The 12,657-nt window shown below is 41.6% G+C and carries 8 protein-coding genes; all 8 read right to left on the minus strand.

Translation table 11 applies throughout. The features are described from left to right. Positions 1 to 52: 52 nt before the first annotated feature. Positions 53 to 1,456 (minus strand): efflux transporter outer membrane subunit, encoded by a 1,404-nt coding sequence (locus GZH31_RS17005; protein WP_180311850.1) that lies wholly within the window; start codon positions 1,454 to 1,456, stop codon positions 53 to 55. After that, positions 1,456 to 4,587 carry an efflux RND transporter permease subunit gene (locus GZH31_RS17010; RefSeq protein ID WP_036972767.1) on the minus strand — a complete coding sequence of 1,044 codons (3,132 nt, stop codon included), beginning with the start codon at positions 4,585 to 4,587 and terminating at the stop codon, positions 1,456 to 1,458. The genes GZH31_RS17005 and GZH31_RS17010 overlap by 1 nt, the downstream gene beginning before the upstream one ends. 12 nt (positions 4,588 to 4,599) lie before the next feature. Then, positions 4,600 to 5,763, minus strand: a complete 1,164-nt coding sequence (locus GZH31_RS17015; protein WP_036972769.1) for an efflux RND transporter periplasmic adaptor subunit — start codon at positions 5,761 to 5,763, stop codon at positions 4,600 to 4,602. Between the two features lie 187 nt (positions 5,764 to 5,950). Continuing rightward, complete coding sequence (locus GZH31_RS17020) at positions 5,951 to 7,042, minus strand: 6-phosphofructokinase (protein WP_180311851.1); 1,092 nt, start codon at positions 7,040 to 7,042, stop codon at positions 5,951 to 5,953. Positions 7,043 to 7,306: 264 nt separating this feature from the next. Further along, positions 7,307 to 8,977, minus strand: a complete 1,671-nt coding sequence (locus GZH31_RS17025; protein WP_180311852.1) for a cyanophycinase — start codon at positions 8,975 to 8,977, stop codon at positions 7,307 to 7,309. Between the two features lie 75 nt (positions 8,978 to 9,052). Further along, a complete protein-coding gene (locus GZH31_RS17030; RefSeq protein WP_036972771.1) occupies positions 9,053 to 10,345 on the minus strand; it encodes a hemolysin family protein in 1,293 nt (430 codons plus the stop codon). 124 nt (positions 10,346 to 10,469) lie between these two features. Further along, positions 10,470 to 11,168, minus strand: coding sequence for an ABC transporter substrate-binding protein (locus tag GZH31_RS17035; RefSeq protein ID WP_180311853.1), 699 nt, complete (start codon positions 11,166 to 11,168; stop codon positions 10,470 to 10,472). Positions 11,169 to 11,294: 126 nt separating this feature from the next. Beyond that, complete coding sequence (locus GZH31_RS17040; protein WP_180311854.1) at positions 11,295 to 12,404, minus strand: arginase family protein; 1,110 nt, start codon at positions 12,402 to 12,404, stop codon at positions 11,295 to 11,297. Positions 12,405 to 12,657: the final 253 nt, after the last annotated feature.

Genomic DNA, 12,657 nt, shown 5'->3' on the forward strand with positions numbered 1-12,657 from the left:
GCAAAACAACTAAGATCGTGTAAATCCTTGAATAAACAATGCAATTGCTGGCTTATTGAACAGCACCTTGTGCATTCCAACCACCGCCAAGGGCCTTATACAAATTAATTTGGCTTGCAAGATACGCTTGCTTACCCATAATTAACTGCTGGCCCGCACTGTACCAATTGCGCTGCGCATCGAGTACCTGCAAATAGCTATCAGCCCCTTTTTGAAAGCGTGCATCCGATAAGGTAAAAGACAGCTCATTGCTTTGGTAAAGGTCATTTAGCGCTGCTAATTGTTGCTTATAACCTTGACGGTCTGCTAATGCGTCAGACACTTCTTTAAATGCCTGTTGAATTGTTTGCTCATAACGCGTTAAGGCCACTTTTTGCTGCGTTTCAGCCACCTCTAAATTTGCTTGGTTACGACCCATATTAAAGATAGGCAAATTAATAGAAGGCACAAAGCTCCACGTGCCCGAGCCTGCATCAAATAAATTGTTTAAATCTGCTGATGCCGTCCCCGCATTGGCTGTTAAGCTAATACTTGGGTAAAAAGCCGCTTTAGCAACACCAATATTTGCATTTGCAGCACGTAAATTATGTTCAGCAGCTTTAATGTCAGGACGTTGTGTTAACAACTCCGACGGTAAACCAACCGGCACCTCGGGCATACTAAGTACGGTATCAATACTTTGATTAGGCAATAAATCGACATTGACTGATTGGCCGACCAAAAAATCTAACGCATTTTTATCACGCTTAAGTAAACGCTGGTAATTCGCTATATCTACTTTCGCTCTCGCAACCGTACTTTCTAGCTGCGATAACGTAAGTTGTGATGCTGCACCAAGCGCAAATGTTTTACGCGTAAGCGCAAGTGACTCTTGCTGCGACTTTAATGTGTCATTAGCAAGCTCTAACAGTGCTTTATCCGTTGCGTAATTTAGCCATGCATTAACCAGCTCAGAAATTAAGCTGATACGAACACTGGATAAACTATACTCAGCAGAATAAAGATTTTGCAAAGCTTGTTCAGATTGATTACGAACCTTTCCCCAAAGATCGAGCTCATACGCGGTTAACCCCACGGTAGCAGAATAGTTTTCACTGATAGCTGCCTCACCGGTGCCCGTTAGGCTCCCGGGTAAACGTTGACGTGTACCCGATGCATTCAAATCGATACTTGGATACAGATTTGAATCCTCAATTTGATACATCGCTCTCACCTGCTGCACATTAAGTGCAGCCGTTTTTATGTCTTTGTTATGTTCGAGCGTTAATTCAATTAACTGTTGTAATTGCGCATTACTAAAGAATGCTTGCCAATGCAGGTCATTAATATTTCCCGCATTGGTTTCATCTGCATAGTGTGGTGCAACAGGTAATTCACGCTGTTCAAGGTCAGGAGCCATATTACAGGCCGAAAGCACTAAGGTCGCGACTGAAATAGAGACCAGTTTAAGTTTCATTATGCTTGCTCCTCACTATTCACTTTTTGTTTGCCGGGAAATACGCGACGAACTAACACAAAGAATAACGGAACGAATAACACCACGATTGTTGATGAAGCAAGTGTGCCCCCAATCACTGCAATACCGAGTGCATTTTGAGCTCCCGAGCCTGCACTTGATGCTATCGCAAGCGGTAAAACACCGCATACGAACGCCATTGACGTCATAAAGATTGGGCGTAAACGTAAGCGAATAGCAGCAATTGCAGCATCAACAAGCTTCATACCTTCGTCCATTTTATGAATCGCAAATTCAACAATTAAAATTGCATTCTTAGAGGCTAAACCTATGGTTGTTAATAAGCCAACTTGCAAGTAAATGTCGTTTGATAAATTAAACACAAATGACGCTACACCCGCACCAAAGACACCCAGTGGAACAATCAGCATCACCGCAGCCGGCACAGACCAACTTTCATACAATGCCGCAAGACATAAAAATACAACCAGCAACGACAATGCATAAAGTAACGGTGCCTGACCCCCACTTAAACGCTCTTCATACGATATACCGGTCCACTCAAATGCCACACCTGGAGGAAGCTGTTTTACTATTTTTTCAACCTCAACCATTGCTTGCCCTGTACTGTAACCTGGCGCAGCGGCACCTTGAATTTCCATCGCCGAGAAGCCGTTATAGCGCTCTAAGCGTGGTGAGCCATAAGTCCAATATGAATGGGCAAATGCAGTGAATGGCACCATATCGCCGTTTGCATTGCGCACATACCATTTATCGAGGTCTTCGGGCACCATGCGTGATTCTGGAGTCCCTTGCAAATACACTTTTTTCACACGACCACGGTCAATAAAGTCATTTACATAGCGACTACCCCACGCCGTTGATAACGTGTTGTTAATGTCAGTTTGTGTTAAGCCAAGCGCTTCTGCTTTAGCTAAATCAATATCCAGTTCAAGTTCTGGTTTATCTTCTTGGCCATTAGGGCGAACACCTGAAAGCACCGGGTTTTTAGCCGCCATGCCTAAAAACATATTGCGTGCTTCAAGTAACTTATCATGACCAAGCCCTACGCGGTCTTGTAAAAATAAGGTAAAGCCGTTTGCTGTACCAAGTTCTACAACTGCAGGAGGTGGAAATGCGAACACAAACGCTTCTTTAATTGTTGAGAAGTATCCCATCGCTTTACCCGCAACAGCGCCCACTGATAAATCAGGACGTTGACGTTCATCCCAGTGTTTTAAACCAACAAAGCCAATCGCTGCATTTTGACCAGATCCCGCAAAGCTAAAACCTGTGACTGTAAAGATAGATTTCACTGCTTCAGATTGATCTTCCAAGAAGTGATGCTCCATTTTTTCAACCACTTTTAACGTTTGTTCCGTGGTTGAGCCTGCTGGCAAGCTTACTTGGTTAAACAATATACCTTGGTCTTCATCTGGTAAGAAAGCAGACGGTAATTGCGAGAAAATATACACCATGCCGCCGACAATCAAACCATAGCAAAGTAAGTAACGTTTACTGTGCTTAATCATGCGTGCAACAAACCCTTGCGCACCCGCATTGGTTTTATCGAAACCTCGGTTGAAGCCTAAAAAGAAACGACCAAATAGTGATTTATCATTGTGTACATGGCTTGGCTTTAGCATTGTCGCACACAGTGCTGGTGTAAGAATAAGTGCCACTAATACCGACAAGCTCATTGCTGTTACAAGCGTAATTGAGAATTGACGATAAATAACGCCCGTCGATCCTGCAAAGAAAGCCATAGGAACGAATACCGCAGAAAGCACCATGGCAATCCCCACCAAGGCCCCTTTAATTTCATCCATTGATTTACGTGTTGCTTCAAGCGGTGACAGGTTTTCTTCTGTCATTACACGTTCCACGTTTTCAACGACAACGATAGCATCATCAACAAGTAAGCCTATCGCTAACACCATCGCGAACATGGTTAAGGTATTAATTGAATAACCAAATACTTGTAATATCGCAAAGGTACCCAGTAATACAACCGGAACAGCGATTGTAGGAATAAGTGTCGCTCTAAAGTTCTGTAAGAATAAATACATAACTAAGAACACCAAAACCACGGCTTCAATTAGCGTACTAACCACTTTTTCGATTGATAAAGAGACAAAAGGCGTTGTGTCATACGGTACAACAGTCGTTAACCCCTCAGGAAAGAAAGGTTCAAGCTCAGCAAGTGCCGCTTTAACACCATCAGCAGTATCAAGTGCGTTTGCACCACTGGCTAGCTTTACCCCTAAACCCGATGCTGGTTTACCGTTAAAACGCGCAACCACACCATAGTTTTCACCGCCTAATTCAACCTTTGCTACATCGCTTAGGCGCACAACTGAACCATCAGGATTCGTTTTAACGAATATATCTCTAAATTGCTCTGGCGTTTGAAGGCGGCTTTGTGCCGTTACGGTCGCATTTAATTGCTGGCCATCTACTGCAGGTAATGCCCCAAGCTGACCTGCAGATACTTGTGCATTTTGAGCACTAATTGCTGCACTGATATCTGCCGGTGTTAATGCATATTTTTGTAGTTTTGATGGGTCAAGCCAAATGCGCATTGCATATTGAGAACCAAATAACTGAACCTCACCTACGCCATTAACACGCGAGATAATATCGAGCACATTTGATGAAACATAATCACCAATGTCGATATTATTCATACTGCCGTCTTCAGAAACAAAACCGACAACCATTAAGAAGTTACGTGCCGATTTCGCAACAGACACACCTTGGCGCTGAACTTCTTCAGGTAACAGTGGCGTTGCAAGTGACAGTTTGTTTTGTACTTGTACTTGGGCGATATCAGGGTCTGTATCAGCGCTAAAAGTCAATGTAAGTGTTGCTGAACCATTAGACTCCGATGTTGATGACATATACAACAAGCCATCAAGCCCTTTCATCTTTTGTTCTATAACCTGGGTAACCGTATCTTCTAATGTACGGGCAGACGCACCTGGGTAATTGGCTTGAATGCTAATGGCAGGTGGCGCTATTGATGGATACTGCGCAACCGGCAAACTTTTTATTGCAAGAATACCTGCCAGCATCACAACGATGGCAAGTACCCATGCAAAAATAGGCCGATCAATAAAAAATCGTGACATGTAGATTCTCCGTTACTGGCTGTTTGCTGTTGTTTCAGCAGGCATTGGATTGACTGGTGCACCTGGGCGAATTTTTTGTAAGCCTTCCACAATGAGCTTATCGCCGTTATTTAGTCCCTCAGTCACTAACCAGTTTGAACCGACCGTGCGGTCTGTTTTAAGCACGCGAGCTTCTACAGTGTTATCTTTACTCACCACCATCGCTGTCGGCTCACCTTTTGTATTGCGGCTAACACCTCGTTGCGGTGCTAAGATTGCATCACTTTTAACGCCTTCAACAACAACTGCGCGAACATACATACCTGGGAGTAAAAGCTTTTCTGGGTTAGGAAATTCTGCACGCAAGGTCACTGACCCCGTGCTTGGGTCAACGGTTACTTCTGAAAATTTAAGCACCCCTTTGTGTTGATAGGTACTTCCGTCTTCCATTTTTAGCTCAACGTTAGAGTGCAGTGCGGCATCTTTATCAAGCTCACCTGCAGCAATCGCTTTTTTAAGACGAGTAAGTTCACTGCTTGATTGTGTTAAATCAACAAAAATCGGATCAAGTTGCGTAATCGTCGCTAAAGCAGTTGCTTGGTTTGCACTGACAAGCGCACCTGCGGTGACATTTGATTTACCAATTTGACCACTGATAGGCGCTAAAACTTTGCTGTAATTTAAATTAATTTGAGCCGTTTTTAATTGTGCTTGTGCTGTTAGTAAGTCGGCTTTTGCTCCTTTGTAAGCAGCATCGGCTTCATCAAAGTCTTGTTGACTAACGGCTTTAATACTGAGTAGCTCTTTATAACGTTCAGACTTCGCTTTTGCGTTTGAAATACTCGCCTCAGCTTTAGTAATAGCCGCTTTACTGGTTGCAACTTGGGCTTCAAATGTAGAGGGGTCAATTTGATAAAGTGCCTGACCTTTTTCAACCTCCGCCCCTTCAACAAATAAGCGTGATTGAATAATACCATTCACCTGTGGACGGATTTCTGCGATACGTGATGCAGACACGCGACCCGGTAACTCTTTTGTTAGCGTAAGCGGTTTACTTTGCATCTCAATAACACCCACAGGAACAGCCTGAGCTGCCTGCATCTGCCCTTGAGCTGGTTCTGATTGGCCACAGCCTGATAAAAGCACAGCGGCAGCCAGTGCTGACACTGCAAAAAATGGAATGCGAGAGCGGTGCATGTTTATACCCTTAGTTTAGAATGAACGATCATTCTAAACTAAAATTGACACAGATCAACCCTCTTTAAATTAATTTACATTAAATAAAACCCTTGCTTTGTAGGATGAATTTTGAACAAAGCTAAAACAACAATTTTAGAATCAGCATTTAGTGAAATAAGTCACGGCTTATGAACACGCCATTTTCCTAGGTATCACCTAAGCATATGCCCATACTTCTGGCTGTTTTAATAAGTACATGCTCAAGCGGAATAGCCCGATACTGTGATGTTGCTTCTTTTAAACTGATTGGTTTAATTTCACCATTTTTATGAACCGGTATTAAACCAAATTTACCTTGTTTAACAAGCTCAAAAGCCAATACTCCATATTCTGCACCAAGCACCCTATCAAATGAATTAGGGGTACCACCTCGTTGAATATGACCCAAAACAGTCACACGAACATCTAACGGGAGTTGCGCTTTAATACGCATTGCCAATTGCTCTGCAATGCCTCCTAATACAGGGTTTTCGTAGCCAAATTCAGTAGACTGGTGACTCACAACTTCACCTTCAATTGGTTTTGCACCCTCAGAAATTACGATATTAGCGAAGCCATGCCCGTTATCGAAACGAGTCTGTAGCTTGTTAATAATCGTCTCTATGCAATAAGGAATTTCGGGAAGAAGCGCAACTTCTGCGCCTGCTGCGATTGCCGAATGTAAGCAAATCCAGCCTGCATCTCGCCCCATGACTTCTGTAATAATAACGCGATTATGACTTTGAGCTGTCGGGATTAACCGATCGATAGCTTCGGTTGCGGTGTCTACCGCAGTTTGAAAACCGATGGTGTAATCAGTGCCAAACAAATCATTATCAATGGTTTTTGGTACACCAATTATGTTTAACCAGCGTTCATATAAATGCTGAGACACTCTGTGGGACCCATCACCGCCAATATTAATAACCGCATCAAAGCCTAGTTCGCTAATTACGTTGATTAATTCATTGGATCGGTCGACCAACACACGCTTACCCTTTATGTCTGTCGGGAATGCAATAGGGTTGCCTTTATTAACCGTCTCTAAAATAGTACCGCCACGAACATGTATCCCAGCAACAACGTCATCAGAAAGATGAATAATATCGTGCGGTGTCTCTAACACTCCACAGTAAGCGCGTCGACTGCCATAGACTTGCCAGTTTCCATCATGTGCAGCCGCTTTTACAATGGCACGGATCACCCCATTGAGTCCTGGACAATCTCCCCCGCTCGTTAATAACAGTAATTTTTTCATCGCATTATCAACCACTCAGCTCTTTTCATTACAGGTTAGCTTAAATTTAATCATTACGCGTATGACTTACATCAATGAGAATGTCTTTAGTGTGTTTAAAACGATGTGTAGAAGAATTAAATAAACGTGCTAGATAGCTGTGCGACTTAGTTAAACGTAAGAAAAAATAACATACTGATTATGTTGAATTTTGTAATTATAAAGTAAGACCTTAGCCCATTTTCTAAACATGAAAATAGGCTAAGCTTCTGTGCATTTTAGTGATTAATTAAACGTTTTAACTTTAAATGAAAGGTTTTCGACGCCGCAACCAGAGCGACTTTTGTTAATTCGATAGTAATGAGTTTGCTCTGTAGCATCTAAGTTAAGTAAAAACTCATCTTGTTGAGCAACCGCCTGTTGTTCTTGTGTTAAACACATGGCTTGCAGTAATGAACGGAGTTTGGCTTCACTGAAAATACCGCCAAATCGTTGCAGTGGTAACGGAGGAATTGTCATACTTGGCAAGGCATTATCAACACTGCGTTTAGCAAAACTAAAGCCCTTGTCAGTGACATCAATAACTGCGCCTGCCGGCCAATAACTGAGTTTGCCGCTCAGCTTCCCCGCTGACTCAATATGAACAACGCCATTTTTACCTATGACGGTCATTAAGGCTGTGTCTGCTGAGCGAATCGACACTAAGGCCGTTGTTTCGTCAATCCCAAAGCCATATTTTTGTCCTGTGTCGGCAAGTAATCTAGCCAAGCGCATTGATCTGTTACGTTCACTAAAATGGCTATCAACAGTGCCATAGTCAAATGTCGCAAGGCCACTTTTAGTTGAATAAACTAAAACGTCACTCGCTTCTTTCATTTCACAACCAATGCAGTCATAGTTCGTACCACCTTGCCTAAGAGCAGACAGACTGTCACCTTGCAAAACCATCACCGATTTTTTCCCTTGTGCAGAAACTCCACCGTTTTGTAAGATACTGCCACTGCCCACCCCCATGATAACAGGGCGTGATTGAAGTTTTGTAAACCACGGATAAGCCTCGCCAGAACGAGTAAATAATACCTGCTGAGCAAGTGCTTGATCACCGTCGTTAAATATCACCGCGGTGGCCGTGTTTAACTGCTTATGTAATGCATTAATACCTTGCTGGCAAAAGGCCAGTTCGGTGTCGGTTCTATCTCTATACACCTTTTCTCGATTAAATAAGTGCATTTCGGTTTGGCGCAATGTATTGAGTTCATTACACTTATTATTAACAAGGGCATACGCTGACGCGGGCGTTAAAGGTAACCACTCTGCTTGAATACCTTTATGATTAAGTAATGACTCATAATAATCAGCACTCGCATAAGGATCGAGGCTAGATGCGGTGATCACCAAAACCTTCGGGGTTTGGCTGTTTACTTTTATACTCGCAGCAACAAAGTCAAGGATATCAGTGCTTGATGACTCCACATTATAAGCAGGAAACACACGTTCTTTTATTCTATTTTGCTGCTGATCGACGACGGCAATCTCTAGCATATCTAACACATAGTTGAATTCGCTGACATGTAAAACACTTAATAGCTCATTATTGGTATCACGCCATGCCCACAGTAACTGCGTTTTACGCATTGATTTAGAATGAGTGTCTACAAGTGTATTTAATAGGGTATTAACCGCTTTTTTATTCGCTTTATTATTAGTCGGCCATGATTGATTAACGGTTTTGATTGCTTCACGGGTAATTTTGAACAACCTTGATTGCTTACCTGAAATTGCCTCTTCACTTGTACAGTGTTGACTATTTGCACTTGAACACATAGCCAGCTCGCCCCCGACCATAACAAGAGTTTGGTTAGTAGGTTTTACTGCAAAACTAAAAAAAGATAATAGTAAGAAAAAAACAAGCAGTGCAGCACGAAAGGCACCATAAACATTTTTAAAAAGGCACATAGAAAGTCTTAAATTATAATAAACTGCCTCAGTATACAGACAATTAATGCCACTTTAAATGAAAGGAAAAGGCGCTTATGCGCCTTCACTGGATGATAATCGAGAAACAAGTAACTGCTCTACTTTCACCCCTTCAACATCCACAACTTCAAATTTATAGCCGCCATAATGAATAAACTCAGCGCGCTTAGGCAAACGTTTCATTGTGTAAATTAAAAAACCCGCAACAGTTTCAAAATGAGATTGATCAGGAAAATCTTCAAGCTCAAGTACTTTTGCCAGCTCAACCACTGGCGTAAGTCCGTCCACCAGCCACGAATTTGCATCACGCTTGATGATAAGCTCCTCACCTTGGTGAGATATTAAGTCTCCCATAAAGCCTTTCATAAGATCTTTTACCGTGACGATGCCAACCATTAATGCGTATTCATTAACAACAACAGCAAACGGCTCAGCGGCGGTTTTAAAAGTATTTAACGCTTCTGACAAACTGAGGGTTTCAGGTAAATAAAAGATATCCTTATTGATCAGTTCCTCATCTATGTCAGCATTTTGGCCTTTGAGTACCTTACGCAAAATATCTTTTGATTCGACCGAACCAATTAATTTATCTAAACTGCCATCGCACACTAAAAAGTGATTGTGTGGGTGTTCAATAATTTTTGTAGCGACATCATCCGCAGCGGCTTTCACATCGAAAAACACAATTTGATCTCGCGGTGTCATCACACTCGATAAAAAGCGAGCTTCTAAGTCAAATACATTACCAATAATCTCATACTCTTGCTGCTGTAAACTTCCGTATTCAGCACCTGCATCCATCATGGCAACAATGTCTTCTGTGGTTACAATGTCTTCTCGTTCTGCCGGCACTTTAAAAGCACGCAGAATAAAATTAGTGGTGCCATTAAAAAACATCACAAACGGTGTTAGCGCAAAAGTTACCCAGCGCATGATTGAAACAACATTCACTGCGACCACTTCCGGCATGATCATCGCCAAACGTTTTGGTAGCAAGTCTGCAAATAAGATAAAGAGCGACGTAATACAAAAAAACGAGATTAAAAAGCTTATCTGACTAAGCAACGGCCCTTGGTAGACCATGACCAAAATTTGTTCAATGTAAGGTGATAAGGCTTGCTCACCCACTATCCCGCCTAAAATCGCTATGGCGTTCAGCGCAATTTGAATCATCGCAAAAAAAGCACCTGGTTGCTCTTGCAGTGTTAAAACCGCCTGCGCTTTTTTACTACCTTCATCAACCATAACGCGCAATTTGATCTTGCGTGATGCAGCGATGGCTATCTCACTCATCGCAAATAACGCACTAATCAAAATTAATAACATAATAATGAGTAAATCACTCATTGCAGCTCCTAAATATAGAATCGCATTCAATCTTTTGAATACACAGTACTTTTTAGACGTTACACTTTTGCAAGAATGGTCAAAAAGCAGCTGATTATAGCGACTTTAATGCAATCAACAAGTGCTATTTTTTATCGTCAAATGCAAAGGCGTTGGTTAATTTTTCCAAGGTTGAATTGTTGATATTTTTATTGCAAGCAAAATACAATTCTTGGCTTCCCACTGGGATTTCATAAACAGGTTTTAATGACGAGAGTGAGGGGTCTTGCTGGAGCGCGAAGTTAAATTGTTCATCGCTGAGCACCACTAAATCGATACTATTACGACGGCTTTTTAATATATCGTATATGTTGTCAAAACTATTTAATAAGATGAGTTGGTTTTTTTCATTAAAACCATGTTCTGCTAAATAAATATGACTGTAATTGTCTTTTAAAACGGCAATACGGTATCGCTTCGCATCACCCAGATTTGCAATATTTATATGCTCAGGCTTGAAGCTATAAAACGAGACGGTAAAGTTAGACAGCTTGGAAATCCATTTAAAATGCGCTTCTCTGACTGGAAGCCTCGCCATAGAAAAGATACAGGTGTTACTGTCACGCAGTGCTGCATTGTATGAAATAGACCAAGGATTAACCGATAGTGTGTAGTTAACGCCGCTGCGCGTTAATGCTGCCTTTACTTTATCAACGACAGTACCAACAAGTTCGCCTTTTTCATTTTGATAGTGAAAATTTGGTAAGTTCTCAGTCACTACTGTAATTGCTGCAAAACAAGGAAATATTAAAAGCAACAAAGACAAAATTAGTAAATTGCGCATACAGCAACAACACCACAATATGATTATTAACTATCAATATAGCGTGATGTAGCCATTATTGAAATAGAATTAACAATTGTGACCAGAACAAGGGCCTAATACACAGGCCCTTGCATTATTAACGTATTATTTATTCATTGCACCGATTAAAAATGCTGAGATTTTTGCACCCTCTCTCAACGTTGTTTCTGAACTTGTTTGACCAATCAACGAACTGTCCGTAAAGGGGGCAATTTCCATCATGTCAGCCCCTGTGATCGGAAACTCATCGGCTAACGCCACCAAAATATCCAGTGCATGCTGAGGAGTTAATCCCCCCGCTTCTGGCGTACCGGTAGCCGAAGCGAAACTTTCATCAAGCGCGTCTATATCGAAGCTCACGTATAGCTCATCAATATTGTCTGCTTTAAGTTGTGCAATAACCTCATCTGCAACCGCTTTTGCGCCGCGTTCGATTATTTCATGCGCCCAATGCTGTTTCACACCGAATGTTGATTCCCAATGCGCTTTTGGTTTGCCACTTGAACGAATACCAAATTGGATCAAATTACGCGGAGCGGGTAAATACTCAAGAATATGTGTGCACCACGAGCCAAAACACAAATCAATCCCTAATCGTTCAACTAATAGGTCGGTGTGCGCATCAAAATGAATAATAGCAGTGCGTTTACCTGCATCGCGTTTTGCTTTTAAATACGCTTTGGTTAACGGGTAACTAATTGAATGGTCGCCCCCTATTCCAAAAATCCCTTTTTCTGGGTAGTGTGCATAAAAGCCATCACATACATCTTCTGTAATAGAAAGTGGTGAAACATGATATTCACTATTTTCGTCAGCATACAACGCTTTTTGACAGTTACTAATCGTTGCATCGTTCAAATATTTATCATGCAATAAATGTGGAATAACACGCACATCACCTAAATCAAAAGCACGTGCTTGAGGCTGTTGATCAATTAATGTCGAACGTAAAAATAGTGGTCCCCAATTGGCCCCACGTAAAATACCACCGCCACAATCTGAACTAATCCCTAAAATAACGGCTTTATGCTCAGAGTCTGCTAATGTCTCGAGTGATTCTTTCCACAGCACATCAACATTTTCTGTTTGGCCATAAAGCTTGGTACGAAGGGCATCTTTACGCTCTTTAGCTGTATTAACCGTAAAAACACCGTCTCCTGGTGGACAAAGGCAGTGACTTAATTTGTCGTGGAATGCTTTTTGTGTGTTACTCATATCTACTCCGCTGATAATTATCTGCATAATCATGCGCTAACAAAAATTTATGCATTTAGCACAAAGTTCAAAACTAGATAAGCCTAGTATTAAACAGCGTATGAAAATTAGAAAAAACAACTCATTGAATTTAATAGATTTATTTTCTCAAACAGAAAAGTTGAATTTGCTTATGAATTAAATAAACAATCTAATGAGGCAGGTATAACATGCGTTAAGTTAAAGTCAAATAGTGCAGCAATCGGTGAGATTA

This window comes from Pseudoalteromonas sp. JSTW, assembly GCF_013423925.1.
Classification (GTDB): Bacteria; Pseudomonadota; Gammaproteobacteria; order Enterobacterales; family Alteromonadaceae; genus Pseudoalteromonas; species Pseudoalteromonas lipolytica.

Excerpts from the sequence above, each read along its gene's own strand:
- GZH31_RS17005 (WP_180311850.1), bottom strand. The coding sequence starts at position 1,456 with ATGAAACTTAAACTGGTCTCTATTTCAGTCGCGACCTTAGTGCTTTCG.
- GZH31_RS17010 (WP_036972767.1), bottom strand. The coding sequence starts at position 4,587 with ATGTCACGATTTTTTATTGATCGGCCTATTTTTGCATGGGTACTTGCC.
- GZH31_RS17015 (WP_036972769.1), bottom strand. The coding sequence starts at position 5,763 with ATGCACCGCTCTCGCATTCCATTTTTTGCAGTGTCAGCACTGGCTGCC.
- GZH31_RS17020 (WP_180311851.1), bottom strand. The coding sequence starts at position 7,042 with ATGAAAAAATTACTGTTATTAACGAGCGGGGGAGATTGTCCAGGACTC.
- GZH31_RS17025 (WP_180311852.1), bottom strand. The coding sequence starts at position 8,977 with ATGTGCCTTTTTAAAAATGTTTATGGTGCCTTTCGTGCTGCACTGCTT.
- GZH31_RS17030 (WP_036972771.1), bottom strand. The coding sequence starts at position 10,345 with ATGAGTGATTTACTCATTATTATGTTATTAATTTTGATTAGTGCGTTA.
- GZH31_RS17035 (WP_180311853.1), bottom strand. The coding sequence starts at position 11,168 with ATGCGCAATTTACTAATTTTGTCTTTGTTGCTTTTAATATTTCCTTGT.
- GZH31_RS17040 (WP_180311854.1), bottom strand. The coding sequence starts at position 12,404 with ATGAGTAACACACAAAAAGCATTCCACGACAAATTAAGTCACTGCCTT.